Raw genomic sequence first — 18088 nt, 5'->3', positions numbered from 1 at the left:
GCCTAGTTACACCCCAGCACCGCGACTTTCTCAACTTTTAAGTAGCCAGCGGCATTCACAGAGAGTTGCCGCTGATGCTTGGCATCGGCAGAGAAGCAAAATAACCACTGGATTTCGCCACCCCGCCTTGACCCATCGCGACTATAAATTAATGGGCTTGCCGTCGCGGTGCCATTAGCGTCAGTGAAGTATCGCTCCCCCATGCCGAGGCTACCACTTCGAATCAGAGTATCACTGGCGCTTTGATACAAACCGTCGCCATTAGCATCTTGAAACACCAGCCAACCTTCTTTCAAATCGCCATCACAGCGTTTACCATCACTCGACCCACACAGGCTCACGTAAGCTGAGCGCGTAATAGCCTCTGAGCGCGCTAAGCGCATATAACCCGTCAGCTGATTGATCGCAGTGCGTTCGCGATAGTTAGTGATCAAGTTTTGCATCGGTGGTGCCGCCAGGGACGCCATAATCGCAAAGACCGCTAAGGTGATCATAAGCTCAATCACGGTGAGCCCTGACGATCCCGCTCTAAGTCCGAAATATGAAAATTTATTAATCATGTTGGACAGTTTACGCCGACCGTTCATTTAGCACCATACCGCCCATGATTACCGCAAGCGCTAAAATGACCGCGAACACTGATACGCCCAATATTGTTCAGTACGAGCCCTGCTGCCCGCTTGGGCAACTCATTCTTACAAGCCACCAAGGTCATTGCCGAACCAGAAATACCGTTGCCCCTAAACCATATTGTGCGATTCACCAAGTGAGACCCCGTCCGATTTTTGAACTCTACACTCGAATTGTTCAGCCGCTTCACCTTAAGCACAACGTCGCCCTTTCCATACCGACGGTTATGGTTTGCATCGTGAAAAATTAGCCATCCCTGTGAATAAGAGTCACCACAGTGCGAGAGATTGGCTGGATCAAGTGGGCAAATTCCAACAACGGCATAACGAGCAACAGCTTCGACTCGGGCCCAATGTAAATGGTGGGAAAAAGAACGGACTGTCGCATGCGTCTGAATTTTAGCGACCCAATCCGACATTAAAGGGGGCATAATTCCTAACAAGAGCGACAAAATTGCCAAGGTAATTAGGATTTCGATCAACGTTAAGCCGGTTTGTCGCATAAGAGCTCCGAGTAAAACTCGGAGCATGCAGTCACTGATTTGTGCTGGAAACTTTTTGCACGCCTATCGCCTAAAACGCGACCAAAAGATGCCTAAATCAAGTTTGTTACTGGAATCCGAAGCTCTTTAGGCAAACTGAAGGTGATGGTTTCTCTACGCCCATCTAATTCCACTGCCCGCTCACCGCCCCATTCTTGCATAGCAGCTGCCACGGCCTGAACCAAATGTTCGGGTGCAGAAGCCCCTGCGGTAATACCAACCGTTTGGCAGGTTTCAAACCAATCGCGCTGAAGATCCTCTGGCCCATCAATCAAATAGGCTGGCGTTCCCATTCGAACAGCGAGTTCACGTAAACGATTAGAATTAGAACTGTTCGGCGATCCGACCACTAAAATACAATCAGCTTGCTCGGCTAAGGCCTTGACGGCATCCTGTCGGTTTTGTGTCGCGTAACAAATGTCGTCTTTTCGCGGGCCCTTAATGCTTGGGAATCGAGCTCGTAACGCATCGATGACGCGCGCAGTATCGTCAACAGACAAGGTGGTTTGTGTGACGTAGGACAAACGCTCGGCGTTTTTTACCTGCAATTTCGCAACGTCATCCTCGTCCTCGACCAAATACATGGCGCCGCCATTTGAGGCATCGTACTGCCCCATCGTCCCATCCACCTCGGGATGCCCCTTGTGACCGATCAAGATGCATTCATCCCCGTCGCGGCTATGCAGGGTAACTTCCATATGCACTTTGGTCACCAAAGGGCAGGTCGCGTCAAACACTTTTAGTCCTCTGCGCTCAGCTTCAGACCTGACCGCCTGCGATACGCCGTGCGCCGAGAAAATCACGGTGGCGCCCTCCGGCACTTCATCTAGCTCTTCAACAAACACCGCACCTTTACTGCGCAAATCATCCACGACAACTTTGTTATGAACCACCTCATGACGCACAAAAATGGGTGCCCCCAGTAAATCCAGAGCTCGGTTGACGATATCGATAGCGCGATCTACACCCGCGCAAAACCCTCTGGGATTGGCAAGTACTACTTTCATTAGTGCACCTCTTCGACTGCCACCGAATGAATTGCGACTTTAAAGATCACCGTTCGTCCCGCCAGAGGGTGATTAAAATCGACCGTAACGGTTTGCTCGTCCAGGCCAACAATGACACCGGGCAATTCTCCACCCTCGGCATCTGCAAAGCTACACACCAACCCCAAACTCAACTCCTCAGGACCAAACGATGAGCGCTTCACTTCTTGTATATTATTCGGATTAGGCTGGCCAAAGCCGTCTTCCGGGTTAACGGCTATTTCTTTGGTATCGCCAGCTACCAAACCGACGAGCTTCTGCTCAAAGCCCGCGAGCACATTGCCATCACCAAATACAAACGACACGGGGTCAGACCCGAAGTTATTGTCGATTTCGCTGCCGTCTTCAAGCGTTAACGCAAAATTTAGGCTGACGCGAGTACCGGGACCAATGCTGAGTTCATCCATGTGATCTTATAACTCCCTGTTAAGATTTGGAGGGGCTTTTGAAACCATCCACCAATAGGCCAATGGCGCCTAGAGTGATACAACTATCAGCAATGTTAAAGGTGGGAAAATACCAATGCTGCCAATGAACCGAGATAAAATCGACGACGTATCCCAACAAAATGCGGTCGATGACATTACCTACTGCCCCACTTAAAACCAATGCTAGAGCCCATCCCAAAAAGTATTCTTCGGGTTTCAGGCGTGTCATCCAGACCGTGATAATAATGCTAACACCCACCGCAATGCCGGTAAAAAAGTATCGCTGCCACCCGCCAGCATCACTTAAGAACGAGAACGCTGCACCTTCATTATGGTGCAGCGTAATATTTAGCCACGAAAATACTTCATTCGGCTCGGCGTAAACCAATGCAGCGGAGGCCCAGGCTTTAGTGGCCTGATCGACAACGACTAACGCTAGCGCAACGGCGAACCACAGGGCTAGGCGGTTCATCCTAGGCATAATGACGTACTTCACCAGAACCATCGATATTTTCAACACATCGACCGCATAGCGTAGGGTGATGTTCGTGCTGCCCCACGTCTTCACGGCGATGCCAACACCGCTCACATTTCTCGCTGTCAGAGCGCAGCACCTCAACCTTCAAACCCTCAAGATCGGTTTCTCTCGCGGCATCTGGCGCTTGTGCTAGAGCGTGTACCCGTGCACCTGAAGTTATGAGCACAAAACGTAACTCATCTTTTAACGCATTCAATGCTGGGGCCAGCTGCTCATTTGCGTACAGAAAAACCTCTGCGTCCAAACCACCTTTGATTAAGCCATCAGAACGCGCTGCTTCGAGTGCACCATTGACAGCCCGCCTCACTTCTACAAGCTGCTGCCAGTAGGCGTCATTTAACTGGTCATCGGGCTGCACGGTCGCAAGCGCGTCATACCACAGCTCACAGAACACCGATTCAGACTTTTCACCGGGAATATGCTCCCATATCTCGTCGGCCGTGAAGCTCAAGATAGGGGCAATCCAACGGACCAACGCGTGAATAATGTGATACAAAGCCGTTTGCGCAGATCGTCTTGCCTGGCTATCACTTTGGGTGGTGTACTGGCGATCTTTGATGATATCCAAGTAAAAACCACCCAACTCTACCGAGCAAAAGTGGTGTACTTTCTGATAGACCAAGTGGAACTGATAAGTATCGAATGCCGCTGCGATTTCACCTTGTAATTGCGCGGCTCGATAAACCATCCATCGATCCAAAGGCAGCATGTCGCTCTGCGGCAACTGATCTTGATCAGGCTCGAATCCAACTAAGTTAGCCAATAAGAATCGTGCCGTGTTACGAATACGGCGATAAGCATCCGACGTGCGATTGAAGATCTCATCACCAAAGGCCACCTCGCCACGATAATCAGTGGCTGCCACCCACAAGCGCAAGATATCTGCGCCCCATTTATTACTGGCCTCTTTGATCGATAGGATATTTCCCAAGGATTTGGACATCTTGCGCCCCTGGTCATCTACCGTAAACCCATGAGTCAGAACAGCTTTGTAGGGCGCCATACCATAGGCGCCAACGCCCGTCAGCAAACTGGATTGGAACCAGCCACGATGCTGATCGGATCCTTCTAAGTATAAATCAGCAGGGGCTTGTAATTCCTCTCGTTCGCGCAGTACGCACGCGTGAGTGACCCCTGAATCAAACCAAACATCGAGCGTATCGGTCACCTTGTCATAAAATTCTGCATCTGCACCCAAAAGTGCTTCTGGCGCCATATCAAACCACGCATCAATACCGCCCTCTTCCACCGCGAGAGCCACAGTTTCCATCAGATCTTGAGTGTTCGGATGCAGCTCTCCTGTCTCTTTGTGAACAAACAAGGCGATAGGCGCACCCCAAGTCCTTTGGCGTGAAATACACCAATCCGGACGGTCCGCCAACATCGCATCAATACGCGCTTTACCCCAATCTGGCACCCAACTCACACCATCAGCCGCCGCTTTAGCATCGGTCAATAAGCCTTGCTGGCTCATACTGACAAACCATTGAGGCGTCGCTCGGAAGATAATGGGGGTCTTGTGACGCCAACAATGCGGATAGGAATGCATGAACGCTTTATGGGCCATTAAAGTACCCGAAGCTTGCAACGCCTCGATAATAACTCCGTTCGCCTTGGTCACGTACATACCACCGACTAGCGGGGTTTCAGGCGTAAATACACCGTTACTCATTACTGGATTTTCCGTCGGCAACTCGTACTTCAAGCCGACCTGATAGTCGTCTTGACCGTGAGCGGGAGCAGTATGCACACATCCCGTACCGGCTTCGGTTGTCACATGGTCACCCAAAATCACAGGGACATTGCGAGCAGCAAAAGGATGTGCCAGTACTATATTCTCTAACCGTGCTCCCTTAACCGTGCCGGCAATAGTGTATTCCTCAATACCAAAGCGTTTCATGCAGCTCTCGACCAGAGCCTCAGCCAACACAAAGGCACCACGCTGGGTTTGCACCAAGTTATAGTCTAAATCACCGTTCAAGCAGACCGCCTGGTTCGCTGGTAGAGTCCAAGGCGTAGTTGTCCAAATGACCAAGGCAACACTGTCGAGCTCGCTAACACCAAAAGCCGCGGCCACCTCTGTTGCCGCAACCGCTGCAAATGCGACGTCAATGGCTGGCGATTCTTTGTCAGCGTACTCAACCTCGGCTTCGGCTAGCGCAGATGCACAATCCAAACACCAATGTACCGGCTTATAGCCTTTGAGGAGATGTCCCCGATCGATCAATTTAGCCAAGGTGCGAATGATGTTCGCTTCGAACTTGGGGTTCATGGTGAGATAGGGGTTATCCCAGTCGCCCACAACACCCAAGCGTTTAAAGTCTTCTCGCTGTCCATCGATCTGCCCCTTAGCGTAATCGCGGCATTTTTGCCGAAACTCTGAGGCGCTAATCTTTTGACCAGGCTTGCCCACCTTCTTCTCGACATTTAGCTCGATGGGGAGTCCGTGACAATCCCAGCCGGGCACATAAGGGGCATCAAAACCAGCCAACTGTCGAGACTTAACAATCATGTCTTTCAAGATTTTGTTGACCGAATGCCCGAGGTGTAACTCGCCGTTGGCGTAAGGAGGGCCGTCGTGCAAAATAAATTTGGGGCGCCCTGCCGAGTGCTCACGGATTTTTTGGTATAAGCCTTGCTGTTGCCATGCTTTTAGACGTTCAGGCTCACGCTGAGCTAAACCCGCTTTCATCGGAAAGTCAGTATGTGGCAGGTTAAGGCTAGCTTTATAGTCGGTCATAATAATCTCTTACTGCTCTTGCTCTTGGAACCAGCGGCGCGTATCGGCGATATCCGCAAGGACCCGTTCTTTTAATTGGTGGATACCGTCAAACTTCATTTCGTCTCGGACTTTATGCTGAAACGTCACCCGTATTTGCTTGCCATAAAGATCGATATTTCTGTCGATAAGATGGACTTCTAAATTTGCTTCTATCGAATCGTCAATGGTCGGTCGAGTACCGACATTTGCAATAGCGGGAGCACCCGTAAAACCAGGACCATCTACGTGTACAGAAAACACACCGTTAACCGGTGCTCGCAACCGGTGTAAGCGTATGTTTGCCGTGGGAAACCCTAGCTGCCGACCCAATTGCTTTCCGTAAACCACTCGTCCCGACATCGCAAAGCGCCGACCCAAAAGTCGTTCCGCTTCATCAAAAGCGCCTTCCGCCAGAACTTCGCGGATTCGAGTGCTACTGATACGGTCTCCCTCGAATTCAAATGTCGGGGTCGCAGCGCAATCAAACCCATAGCGCTGACCTCGGCGTGTCATCAGTTCGGCATCCCCTTGACGGTCATTACCGAATCTAAAATCATCGCCCAGTACAACGTATTTCGCGCCAATACCTTCATAAAACACATCGTGAATGAAGCTCTCAGCTGTCATTTGCTGAACCGTGGCGTTAAAGTGAATCCGCAGCACACGATCAATACCACATTCGGCCAGCGCTTCGGTTTTCTCTCTAAAATTCATGATTCGCGCGGGCGCTTCCAGTGGTCGAATATACTCTTTCGGCAAGGGTTCAAACAAAACCACGGTGGTTGGAAGATCGCGCTCTTGCGCGCGTTCGACCAGATGTTTCAACACCCACTGGTGTCCGCGATGCACACCATCAAACGCACCCACGGTGGCTACGCAGCCCCGATGCCTAGCGCGTAAGTTGTGTAATCCGCGGATTAGCTCCATGTGTTGACTTTTGCCTACCAGAAAGCGCCACAGTATAACCAATTAGCGCTAATCAGCCTAACCCGATGATGCCTTTTTATAAGCTCGGCGACCGTAATTGAGCCAGGCGAATACCGCCAAAATACGCCACAATCCCAAAAGACAAAGCGCCTGCGACAACAAGCCCTGCAAGCTGAACAGATCGACGCCACCACGGCAACCCCGCAAAATCTTGCATCAGTGGTGGTATCAGCAGTAAAACGGCGCTCATGAGGACCAAAGCTAAGATCAGAGTCACCAAAAACTTAACCCAACCTGCTTGCCAAGTCAGTAAATCTCGCGCTCGCAGGCCACGCATCAATAGACCCGCATTGATAAAGGCGGAGCAGGATGTAGCCAAAGCCAACCCCACATGGCCCACGTCATACCAATGCATCAAAGGGAACACAAACGCGACATTCAGCACCATGTTACTGACCATGGCGATGACACCAATTTTAACCGGCGTTTTCGTATCTTTTTGGGCATAGAAACCAGGAGCCAAGACTTTAATCAGCATAAAGGCCAATAACCCCAGAGCATAGGCTCGCATACTCAGGGTAGCCATTGCGATGTCATGCTCTTGCATAGCGCCATACTGAAACAACGTAATCAATATGGGCTCACTCAAAATCCACAAAGCCACCGTCGCAGGTAAGGCGATGAGTACCACCATACGTACAGCCCAGTCGAGCACTCGCTTTGCCTGCTCGCTATTTTGTTGGGCTTTCAAGTCGGAGAGGTTTGGCAAAATCACCGTGGCAATCGCGATACCAAAAACACCCAGGGGCAGCTCAGTCAGGCGGTCGGAGTAATACAACCAAGATACCGACCCACTGGGTAACAGCGACGCCAATACCGTATCAAGCAGTAAATTAATTTGACTGACCGAAACGCCAAATAGCGCGGGCACCATCAGCCACAGTACTCGGCGGACGCCCTCATCTTTGCGATCCCAAACCGGTTTGGGCAAGCGTTGAATTCGACTTAAAAATGGCAGCTGCAACGTTAACTGACAAGCACCCGCTGCAAACACCCCCCAGGCCAAAGCCATAATGGGTGGCTCGAACCAGGGGGCTGCAACCAAGGCTGCTCCAATCAAGCAAATATTTAATAACACAGGTGTCACGGCGGGCACCGCAAAATAACCGTAAGAGTTAAGAATCGCGCCTGCAACGCCTGTCAAGGAGATAAACAACAAATAGGGAAAGGTAATGCGCAGCATCTCAGCGGTCAGCGTAAACTTAGCGCTATCGCCCACAAATCCAGGCGCAAAAATGGCAGTGACAACCGGGGCAGCCACCATCATGAAGGCAGTAACGGCAATTAGCACGCCGCCGAGCATGCCGGTGACTTTATTGATAAATTGCTGTATGGCCTGCTCGTCACCGGAGGCTCGATAATCAGCAAGCACTGGAATGAAGGCCTGCGCAAAGGCACCCTCAGCGAATAGACGACGCAAAAAATTGGGAATTTTGAACGCCACAAAAAACGCATCGGCGTTGGCCGTGGCACCGATAAAGCCAGCGAGTACTACATCTCGAATAAGTCCCAGAATGCGCGACAAAAAGGTCATGCTGGCAACGATCGCGCTGGAACCTAGCAAACCGCCTTTTGAGGGTCTGCTCGATACAACAGAGCGAGAGTCATCCATACTCACAGCCACCGTTCACGCAGGGCTTGATGATTCAGGGCCAACCACTGCAGTGCAATTAAGGTATGCCCGTTATTCACTTTATTGTCGCGGAGCATGGCAAAGGCCTGCTCACAAGAAACTCGATGGACCTTGATGTCCTCATGTTCTTCATCCAAACCAAAGACCCCCCTCTCAGGAGCACTGTCTACCCGCCCCACGAAACACCGAATTTGCTCCGTGCACGCACCAGCACTGGGGTAAAACGTGGCTATCAGCTCGATTTTGTCCAGAGTGCAACCCGCTTCTTCTAAAGCTTCTCGATGCGCCACCTCGCTGTCGGACTCGTCGGGCTCGACCACACCCGCGACGAGTTCCAACATCCATGGACTGCGGCCGTCACCTAAAGCGCCCGGACGAAACTGCTCAATCAAAATGAGCTCGTCCCGCACCACATCGTAGGGCAACACCGCTACGGCATCACCGCGCTCAAATAGTTCGCGGGTAATAGCGTCGCTCCAACTCCCGTCAAACTTGCGATGCCGGAGCGTGACTCTACGAACGCCAAAATAACCCCGAAAAACCCAATCCTGTTCTAGTATCTCAACATCCGCTCGGGTGTATTGGGGCAAATCAGTCATTTAAACCGTCTTGCCGTAAACCATCGAACGGGGCGCGCCTCTTTTTCCACCAGAGCGACAACATCTAAAATCAGCGCAAATAACGCCATGCGCACCAGAACACCATTGTCGGTCTGGCGAAAGATCGCCAAATTCGGGTTGTCGTTAAGATCCACATCCAGCTCACGAGCATTGGCACGACTGTCGCGTGGTAGAGGGTGCATAATCACCGTATTCGGTTGACAATTCTGGGTGTAAATCGCCTGATTCAAGCGGAAACGCCCGCGGTACAGGTCAGCCTCTTGTGTCGAACTAAAACGCTCTTCCTGCAATCTGGTTGAATACACAATATCAACCTGGCTAATCGACGCTTCCAGTTGATCCGACTCGATTACCGTATGGCCTGCCTGACGCAAGTGCTCGATTATGGTCTCGGGCATGCACAATTCTTTGGGCGACACTAAGACGATGTGCAAGTTTTTAAATACCGAAAGCAACTGACAAAGCGAGTGTACGGTGCGCCCGTATTTTAAATCGCCGACCAGCGCTATTCGCAATCCATCGACCCCACCACCTTGGTCCTGGCGCTCTTTACGAATGGTGTATAAATCCAGCAAGGCCTGGCTTGGATGTTCGTTACTGCCGTCCCCGCCATTTATGACGGGCACACGACTCGCCGCAGCAAACTCACTGACCGAGCCCGATTCAGGGTGACGCATCGCAATGACATCGCTGTAGCCACTGATCACACGAGCAGTGTCGTAAAGCGATTCGCCTTTAGCAATGGCACTGTGCTCAAACCCAGTAGTCTCACGCACTTCGCCACCTAGCAAGTTGAAGGCACTACCAAAGCTCACTCGCGTTCGGGTCGATGGCTCAAAAAACATCGCCCCCAGAATCGCGCCGTCCAAGGCCTTGGTCATGAGTTCACGCTCTGCGAATGGGCGCATACGATCAGCCACCGTGAATACGTGTTCTACATCTGCGCGCTCAAACTGTGACACCGATAAAATATGACTGCCGGCGAACTTCACACAAACTCCTTTAAAGCGCTATTCCAGCGCCAACAATGTGTCCGAATAAGATTCTAATGCATCCATCAACTGCATAGCTCGTGGATCATCGTCTGAAACTTGTCGTATTACAGCGATTTCCTCGAACAAACGCTCCATGTGCATCAAGCCCTGATCTTCGCGCGTTATACGCTCAAAACAATATTCTTGCCACTGCATTTTTTCATCAAGGGATAGGGTGTCAGGAAAGTTACGCGCGCGATATCGAAACAACAATTCACCCAAACGACGATCCTCAAAAGGGAAGCTGCTTCGAGCTAGTATCTGTGGGGAGGCGCTTTTAATTTGGTCGCACAAGCGTCTATCACCATCAGACAGAAACCCGCCATACAAGTCCCACTCGGGGTCAGTCGGCTCCGCGACACGCTTGTGAGCGTACACATCGCGCAATAGCGCTAGCAATTCATTGCCCCGCTCTTTCATCAACGCCTGCAGAGCTTTCATGTTCTCGCGCAAGGCGACCAAATCCAAATTCGCTCTGGCCGCCACTTCATCGGTCATCATTTTTGCCGGTGCCACAAAAGGCGCGCGATTGATGTGAATCGACTTTAAGGCAGGGCGCTCGCCGTCGAGTTGATCTGCCGGCGTGTACAGGCGCTGACGCAATTCATCCGCCGAATAATCCAAGAGTTTCTCGGGCGACTGACTCAGGTCGATGGTAATAATCTCGTTTTTATTGGTCGGGTGCTGAATGGCTGGCACCACCAAGCCGATGTTGGCATGGCGCGCGCCGAACATGCCAGAGACGTGCAATATTGGACGCCACTGACCTAGCGCCAACTGGTCTTGGGCAGCGCGTTTGAAACGCAGACCTAAGTAATACTCGAACAGTTTAGGCTGCTTGGTTTTGATCAGCTTTGCCAATTCAATGGTGGCTTTAACGTCTACCAAGGCATCGTGCGCACCCGCATGCTCAATACCATTTGCGGCTGTTAAACGCTCAAGTTTTGCCGACATAAACCCGTCGTCAGACATCGGCCACTCGATCCCTTCAGGTCTTAGCGCATAGCTCGCCCGCACAAGATCAATCAAATCCCAACGAGAATTGCCGTCTTGATACTCGCGGCCATAGGGATCAAAAAAATTTCGGTACAGGGTGTAACGCGTGACTTCGTCATCAAAACGCAGTGAGTTGTAACCTACCCCGCAAGTCAAAGGCTGACTTAATTCGGCATGAATTCGCGTGATAAACTCTCGCTCAGACAGCCCTTTCTGCAGCGCTTCTTGTGGTGTTATACCGGTGACCAGTACCGCCATCGGGTTGGGCAAGTAGTCGGGCGTCGGACGCGAATAAACGACAAGTGGATCGCCTATAACATTCAAATTCGCGTCGGTTCGTAATCCGGCAAACTGGCAAGGGCGGTCCTTGGCAGGACTCGCCCCGAAGGTTTCGTAATCGTGCCAGTAAAAGGTATCAGACAAGCTCGAGTGCCTGCTCTTCGATTTTGGCTCGCCATTCCTGCGGTCCAGTTTGATGCACCGATACACCATTTACGTCGACCGCGACGCTCACGGGCATGTCCTTGACTTCAAACTCGTAAATAGCTTCCATGCCCAACTCTTCAAAAGCGACAACACGTGACGAGGTGATCGCTTTAGACACCAGGTAAGCCGCGCCACCTACCGCCATTAAATAAACCGCCTTGTGCTTCTTGATAGCTTCGATTCCGGCGGGGCCCCGCTCAGCTTTACCGATCATGCCCAACAAGCCAGTCTCCTCGAGAATAAAGTCGGTAAACTTATCCATGCGAGTAGACGTCGTTGGACCCGCAGGACCGACAATTTCGTCACGCACAGGGTCAACAGGACCCACGTAATAGATAAAGCGTCCTTTCAAGTCCACACCGTCGGGTAACCCTTCACCGCTTTCAATTAATTCTTTCATTTTCTTGTGCGCCGCATCACGACCGGTCAACATTTTGCCTGACAGCAAAAGGGTATCACCGGGCTTCCAAGAAGCAGCCTCTTCTTGCGTTACCGTATCCAGATTCACGCGGCGAACTGAATCACCGACTTCCCAAGTAATATCAGGCCAATCATTCAGATCGGGGGGCGTCTGCAGCGCAGGACCCGAGCCGTCTAGCACAAAGTGTGCGTGGCGAGTCGCTGCGCAGTTCGGAATCATGGCGACAGGCAAAGACGCAGCATGCGTGGGGTAGTCTTTGATTTTAACGTCTAGCACGGTCGTTAATCCGCCCAAACCTTGGGCACCGATACCCAAACGGTTTACCGCATCCATAATTTCCAAACGCAGTTCTTCGACGCGATTCGATGGACCTCGTTTGCGCAATTCGTGGATATCGATAGGGTCCATCAGAGATTCTTTCGCCATGACGGCGGCCTTCTCTGCAGTGCCACCAATACCTATCCCCAACATGCCCGGTGGGCACCAGCCTGCACCCATGGTCGGTACAGTTTTTACCACCCAGTCCACGATACTGTCAGACGGATTCAACATCGCCAACTTAGATTTGTTTTCAGAGCCACCACCTTTTGCCGCCACCTGAACATCGACGGTATCGCCGGCCACAACCTCCATGTGAATAACGGCAGGCGTGTTGTCTTTGGTATTGCGGCGCGCACCCGCTGGATCCTCGAGAATCGAGGCACGCAACACGTTGTCGGGGTGGGTGTAGGCGCGACGCACGCCCTCGTTGACCATATCAGCAACCGACATGGTCGCATCCCAAACCACATTCATACCAATTTTTAAAAAGACGGTAACGATACCGGTATCCTGGCAGATTGGTCGCTTACCCTGCGCGCACAATCTTGAGTTAATCAAGATCTGCGCCATGGCATCTTTCGCAGCCGGGTTTAATTCGTGCTCGTAAGCTTGATGTAAGGCCTGTACAAAATCCTTGGGGTGATAGTACGAAATAAACTGAAGAGCGTCGGCAACGCTATCGATAAAGTCGTCTTGGCGAATAACGGTCATGGGGTCTCCGATTTAGGGGCTAGAGGGTGTCGCTGGTGCTTCCAACTCACGCACCGCGCGCTGTAGGTCGCTGAGTGTTGTATTTACTTGACGGCGGAAGGCGTTAATCGAGCCAATCCACTCTTCATTACCCTCGACCCGCTTAGATAGCGCAGCGAATTGCAGGGTCAACTTATTCACTTTGTCTGCGGTGCGCTCAAGCGCGGTCTGGTTGCTTGAAGCATTCGCGGTCAGCCGCTCCAAATCCGAGGCAACCGACTTTAATGCCGCCATATCTTTACGCAGCAAATCCAGCATGGCTGTGGTTTGAGCTCGCTCGTCGATCGCGGTTTTATCCGCTGTCACTAAAGCCTTAAGGGCTTTATCTTGATTCGTAGACGCTTTTTGTAAAGCTTCGATATCAGCCTTATTACGTCGCCACGCGCTGGCCCAGAGTTTATCGACTTCGGAGTAAAGCTCTTTGATACGAACCGCCATTTGCGCAGCGTTCTGACTCAACCCTTCATCGGTATCGGCAAGCGCTGCCTCGAGCTCCATAATCCGTTCGTTATGACGCTCCATAATGTGGCTAGCTTCCACTAGCTGCTGCTGAAGTTGCCATGACCAGATAACGCTTGCCACGGCGACGGCAAGTGCAACGAAAACAAACGTGGCGGTGAAGATTCGGGCACCAAGACCTGAGGCTGCCGGGCGCCGAGGACGTTGCTGAGGTCGACGATCTTCGTCGACCTCAGCAACTATCGAGGTTAGGGGTTCAAAATCGTCGGCCATGCGGCTATTCCAATCAAAAACCCGATTATACCCTGCGCAGGACTGCGCAGAAACCCTCTAGAGGTAGCTAACAAGGCCCCATAAAATAAGGGTAAGAGCCAAACTAGAATGAATGACGCCCACCGTTGACTTAAGAACGCCCAGCTTACCAAAAATCGCATTGATCTCGAGCAACAGTACTACACCGGCGCCTACATAAAACGCTTGTGGCGATGCTCCGACTGCGTAGTGTGAAGCCGCCAACATACCAAATAACATCGGGCCAGAAAACAAGGTATTTGTGCGTGACGCCAGGGTCGCTTTTGCGCCAGCGGCGGCACCGTCGCCTTCTTTCATCCCCAATACGATTTGCTGGTTAGGCCAGATGATCAGCCACACATTCAAGAACATCAAAGTGCCCATAAGCATACCAAGCCAAATCAGTGGTCGGTCTGCCATCGACGTGAACGAGTAACCACCCAGATGAAGAAGTGCTAACCCGGTCACAAAGGTTGCCGCAGCACCCCATCGGAACCACCACAGCGCACGCGGCGCTAATTTTTTCATCGCATCCGATTTGGCGCTGGGCTCAGCTTCTGCAAAATATGCCATCTGCACGAAGTTGAAGTAGTACAACATTCCAATCCACACCACCCCAAATAATACGTGGAACCATCGCGCCAAAAAGTTTAATTCGACCATTGTTCTTGTCTCCTATGACCTAGCCTTTTACGTTATAATTCGCGCCGCGGTCGTCATAACCGCCCTCTACGCGTTACCGACACCATGACACCTAGGCGTCGGTGGATCCATTCTAACCACCTTTTAGGAGACTGACTATGTCTTTTGAACTCCCTTCACTGCCTTATGCCAAAGATGCACTTGAGCCACATATCTCAGCCGAAACACTCGAATTCCATTACGGCAAACATCATCAAACCTATGTCGATAAATTAAACGGCTTAGTTGACGGCACCGATATGGCTTCGAAGAGCCTGGAAGATATCGTCAAAACCTCTGAAGGCGGCGTCTTCAACAACGCAGCTCAAGTTTGGAACCACACATTTTATTGGAACTGTCTGTCACCCAATGGTGGCGGTCAAGCGACCGGCGCGATTGCGGACGCCATCACAGCAGCCTTCGGCTCGTTTGACGCCTTCAAAGAGCAATTTACCAATGCCGCCCTCAACAATTTTGGCTCGGGCTGGACATGGCTCGTTAAAAATGCAGATGGCAGTGTTGCGATCGTGAACACCAGCAATGCAGCTACGCCCCTAACGGATTCATCCGTAACGCCCTTGTTGACCGTTGACGTTTGGGAGCATGCCTACTACGTTGACTATCGCAACGCACGCCCCAAATACATGGAAGCGTTCTGGGCTCTGGTTAACTGGGACTTTGTGAACGCGAACTTCGCTTAACAAGACCCTGGCGCCACCACCGTGGCGCCAATCAGCTACCTTCTTGTGCTAACCGTTCAAATCGATCGCGCACCATAAAAAGCATGAGTAACGATGGCAACACCATCAGTGCGGTCACTACGAAGAAACGCTCCCACGAACCCAGCCAATCAACCGTAAAGCCACTAAATCCGGCCAAGGTTGTTCGACTCAAATTCCCCAATGATGCCAATAAGGCATATTGCGTCGCGCTGAATGCCCTACCGGTAAGAGCGGTCAAAAACGATACAAAAGCGACCGTAGAGAATGCCGTTGTGAAATTATCAACAATGAGCGTCAGCAGGAGTAGCCATTCCAGTGGACCTGAGACGGCAATAATCGCGAACATTAGGTTGCTTGCCGCCATGGCGACACCGCCAATCAACAAACCCTTCACGACACCAAAACGGGTATTAAACAGACTTCCCAGTATCGTAAACGCGATCGTAATCATCCAGCCAAACAGCTTAGTGTACTCGGCGATCTGCTGATTACTGAACCCAACCTCTTTGTAGAACACAATCGACATTCGGCCCAAAAAAGCCTCACCAATTTTAAACAAGAATATGAACAACATGAGCGTCAGGGCAACACGTACACCATTCTTCCTGAAGAAGTCAGCAAAAGGCTCAATAAAGGTCACCAGCAGCCAGGCGCGCACGCCTGTCGTCCGCGAGTAGCGAACAGCCGCCTGTTGCTGCAGCGCATCGCGATCTGACTTAGGTTCACCGACCATCAAAGTGGCACAGATTAAGACCACGAGAACGGCGGCCATTAATACATAGACCTGATTCCAGCCCAAACCATCCGCATTGCTAAACGCCAGGTAACCCGGCAAAGAATACCCTGTCCACCAACCAATAATGGCAAGCGCCGCAGCCGGAGGCAAAAATTTCTGCTCTTGAGGGGCAAATTGATCAATACGATAAGCGTCGACGGCGATGTCTTGCGTTGCACTGCAGACGGCAATACCCAATGCTATGACACCGGGCAACCACAACCCCAATGAGAGATCGACCTGAGTAATCGCCAACACCAACAACAACATCAGCAACTGCATGCTCAAGATCCAGCTGCGCCGCTGGCCCAACCTTGAGCCCAGTACCGGAATACGCACACGATCAATCAATGGCGCCCACATAAAGTTCACTGCATACACGGTCGCAACAGAGCCCATCAGGCCTACTTGCGCTCGCGAGATACCGGCATCAGTCAGCCACCCGCTAAAGTTCGAGCCAATCAAGACGAAGGGGAAGCCAGAAGAACACCCCATCAGAAAAATCCACAGTAGCCGGATATCTCTGTAAGTTTGTAGGGTTGCTTGCCAATTCATAATCACTGAGTCCGTCGGAACCGTTCGCGTAAAGGTGTACTGACTTCTTTGGTCACGCCGCATGCCACGACGCGGTGATTGTGTCACGCCTGACTCACGCTGACAAAATTATGCGAGCGGATCTCATAAAGAAATCGACAACGATGACTTGTTTATCAAATTCTAAAAGACGCCGAGACTTTTCGAATGACAGTCTCGAGCTGAAGGTGTATGTTTCGCGCCTCAAATATTGGAGCACTACTATGCTAAGCGTAAACGAATATTTTGATGGCAAGGTAAAGTCGATTGCCTTTGCGGGCGCAGAGGGCGGCGTAACATCTGGGGTTATGGCCCCGGGCGAATATACGTTTGGTACAAGCCAGCATGAGCTTATGCAGGTAGTTTACGGCGAGCTCGCCGTCCGTTTGCCGGGATCTGACGATTGGCAATCCTACTCAGCGGGCAGCCAGTTTGAGATAGAAGCCAACCAATCGTTTGATGTAAGAGCGGCGATAGCGACCGCGTACTTGTGTTTTTACAGCTAAACGTCAAACAGTAAAACAATCGCTGCAGCGCTTCAGGGGCTGCAGCGATCTTATCAGAGGCCTTGTGAGGAACCTGTCGCCTAGATTCGTATGCCACCGTCCGTTTCAATGACACGACCCGTCAGGTAGTCATTCTCAAGAATAAAGGCGACAGTCGATGCAATTTCTGAGGGCTCACCTACGCGACCCAGCGGTATTTGCGCAGACATTTTCGCTAAAGCTTCAGGCTTCATGGAAGCAATCATTTCTGTACCGATAAATCCAGGCGCTATCGCCATGGCGCGAATACCAAACCGAGCCAGCTCTTTTGCCCAAGTCACTGCCATTGCCGCAACGCCTGCTTTAGCAGCCGAGTAATTGGTTTGGCCAATATTTCCCGCGCGTGACACCGACGAGATATTAATGATGACGCCCTTGGTACCTAGCGAAACCATGCGCTCGGCAGCTTCTCGGCCACACAAAAACACGCCTGTTAAGTTTACATCAATCACCGCTTGCCACTCAGCCAAGGACATTTTCTTGACGATTTCGCCATCTTTGACTTTCAGCAACATACCATCGCGCAAAATACCGGCATTGTTGACGAGCCCATTTAATGCGCCAAAATCTCGAACAATAGCGTCAAAGGTATTAATAACACTTTGCTCGTCAGCCACGTTGGTCACGTAAGCACGTGCCGTCGCTCCCATATCGGCAAGCTTGTTGACTGCCTCTTCCAAACGCTCAGCGTTTACGTCAATCAGGGCAAACTGAGCGCCCTTCTTCGCTAAACCCTCGGCCATACTAAAGCCTAAACCTTGGGCGCCGCCGGTAATCGCGATCACTTTATTGGTTAGATCCATTTTCATACACCTCTTGAAAAAACGATGATTGTACCCGATTAACAACA

At 51.4% G+C, this 18088-nt stretch carries 18 protein-coding genes; 2 read left to right on the top strand and 16 right to left on the bottom strand.

Features of this window, described 5'->3' with window-relative positions; genetic code table 11:
• Positions 1-2: 2 nt before the first annotated feature.
• The 14 genes from EYZ66_RS04705 to EYZ66_RS04640 form a co-directional block, all read right to left on the bottom strand.
• Positions 3-560, bottom strand: coding sequence for a GspH/FimT family pseudopilin (locus EYZ66_RS04705; RefSeq protein ID WP_158027002.1), 558 nt, complete (start codon positions 558-560; stop codon positions 3-5).
• A gap of 23 nt (positions 561-583) precedes the next feature.
• Positions 584-1132, bottom strand: a complete 549-nt coding sequence (locus tag EYZ66_RS04700; RefSeq protein ID WP_050793402.1) for a GspH/FimT family pseudopilin — start codon at positions 1130-1132, stop codon at positions 584-586.
• A gap of 92 nt (positions 1133-1224) precedes the next feature.
• Positions 1225-2178 (bottom strand): 4-hydroxy-3-methylbut-2-enyl diphosphate reductase, encoded by a 954-nt coding sequence (gene ispH, locus EYZ66_RS04695; RefSeq protein WP_009575630.1) that lies wholly within the window; start codon positions 2176-2178, stop codon positions 1225-1227.
• Positions 2178-2624, bottom strand: a complete 447-nt coding sequence (locus EYZ66_RS04690; RefSeq protein ID WP_009575629.1) for an FKBP-type peptidyl-prolyl cis-trans isomerase — start codon at positions 2622-2624, stop codon at positions 2178-2180. Before EYZ66_RS04690 ends, ispH begins: the two co-directional genes overlap by 1 nt.
• Before the next feature lie 19 nt (positions 2625-2643).
• Positions 2644-3117, bottom strand: a complete 474-nt coding sequence (gene lspA, locus EYZ66_RS04685; protein WP_009575625.1) for a signal peptidase II — start codon at positions 3115-3117, stop codon at positions 2644-2646.
• Position 3118: 1 nt separating this feature from the next.
• Positions 3119-5923, bottom strand: coding sequence for an isoleucine--tRNA ligase (gene ileS / locus EYZ66_RS04680; RefSeq protein ID WP_009575623.1), 2805 nt, complete (start codon positions 5921-5923; stop codon positions 3119-3121).
• 9 nt (positions 5924-5932) lie between these two features.
• Complete coding sequence (gene ribF, locus EYZ66_RS04675) at positions 5933-6871, bottom strand: bifunctional riboflavin kinase/FAD synthetase (RefSeq protein ID WP_040816523.1); 939 nt, start codon at positions 6869-6871, stop codon at positions 5933-5935.
• A gap of 76 nt (positions 6872-6947) precedes the next feature.
• Positions 6948-8543 (bottom strand): murein biosynthesis integral membrane protein MurJ, encoded by a 1596-nt coding sequence (murJ, locus tag EYZ66_RS04670; RefSeq protein ID WP_009575619.1) that lies wholly within the window; start codon positions 8541-8543, stop codon positions 6948-6950.
• A gap of 2 nt (positions 8544-8545) precedes the next feature.
• Positions 8546-9163: an NUDIX domain-containing protein gene (locus EYZ66_RS04665; protein ID WP_009575617.1), complete on the bottom strand. Its 618-nt coding sequence runs from the start codon at positions 9161-9163 to the stop codon at positions 8546-8548.
• Positions 9160-10176 (bottom strand): aspartate carbamoyltransferase, encoded by a 1017-nt coding sequence (locus EYZ66_RS04660; protein ID WP_009575615.1) that lies wholly within the window; start codon positions 10174-10176, stop codon positions 9160-9162. The genes EYZ66_RS04665 and EYZ66_RS04660 overlap by 4 nt, the downstream gene beginning before the upstream one ends.
• Before the next feature lie 18 nt (positions 10177-10194).
• Positions 10195-11637 (bottom strand): exodeoxyribonuclease I, encoded by a 1443-nt coding sequence (sbcB, locus tag EYZ66_RS04655; protein WP_009575613.1) that lies wholly within the window; start codon positions 11635-11637, stop codon positions 10195-10197.
• The gene (locus tag EYZ66_RS04650) at positions 11630-13153 is read right to left on the bottom strand and encodes a fumarate hydratase (protein WP_009575612.1); all 1524 of its coding nucleotides are present in this window, start codon (positions 13151-13153) and stop codon (positions 11630-11632) included. The genes sbcB and EYZ66_RS04650 overlap by 8 nt, the downstream gene beginning before the upstream one ends.
• A 12-nt stretch (positions 13154-13165) precedes the next feature.
• Positions 13166-13924: a hypothetical protein gene (locus EYZ66_RS04645; protein WP_009575610.1), complete on the bottom strand. Its 759-nt coding sequence runs from the start codon at positions 13922-13924 to the stop codon at positions 13166-13168.
• 57 nt (positions 13925-13981) lie between these two features.
• Positions 13982-14605: a urate hydroxylase PuuD gene (locus EYZ66_RS04640; RefSeq protein ID WP_009575608.1), complete on the bottom strand. Its 624-nt coding sequence runs from the start codon at positions 14603-14605 to the stop codon at positions 13982-13984.
• Positions 14606-14742: 137 nt separating this feature from the next.
• Between EYZ66_RS04640 and sodB the strand changes: the two genes are divergently transcribed.
• Positions 14743-15324 carry a superoxide dismutase [Fe] gene (sodB, locus tag EYZ66_RS04635; RefSeq protein WP_009575606.1) on the top strand — a complete coding sequence of 194 codons (582 nt, stop codon included), beginning with the start codon at positions 14743-14745 and terminating at the stop codon, positions 15322-15324.
• 31 nt (positions 15325-15355) lie between these two features.
• Here sodB and EYZ66_RS04630 read toward each other — a convergent pair whose 3' ends face one another.
• On the bottom strand, positions 15356-16675 hold the full coding sequence (locus EYZ66_RS04630; RefSeq protein ID WP_009575603.1) for an AmpG family muropeptide MFS transporter: 1320 nt from the start codon (positions 16673-16675) through the stop codon (positions 15356-15358).
• Between the two features lie 242 nt (positions 16676-16917).
• Here EYZ66_RS04630 and ppnP point away from each other — a divergent pair, with 242 nt between their 5' ends.
• Entirely contained in the window at positions 16918-17199 is a 282-nt protein-coding gene (gene ppnP, locus EYZ66_RS04625; RefSeq protein ID WP_009575600.1) for a pyrimidine/purine nucleoside phosphorylase, read from the top strand.
• A gap of 80 nt (positions 17200-17279) precedes the next feature.
• On the opposite strand, the gene EYZ66_RS04620 is transcribed toward ppnP, so the two are convergent.
• Positions 17280-18080 carry an SDR family oxidoreductase gene (locus EYZ66_RS04620; protein ID WP_268869520.1) on the bottom strand — a complete coding sequence of 267 codons (801 nt, stop codon included), beginning with the start codon at positions 18078-18080 and terminating at the stop codon, positions 17280-17282.
• Positions 18081-18088: the final 8 nt, after the last annotated feature.

Origin of the sequence: Aequoribacter fuscus (assembly GCF_009910365.1) — a bacterium.
GTDB classification, from domain to species: domain Bacteria; phylum Pseudomonadota; class Gammaproteobacteria; order Pseudomonadales; family Halieaceae; genus Aequoribacter; species Aequoribacter fuscus.
This window is presented reverse-complemented; position numbering and strand designations above follow the sequence as displayed.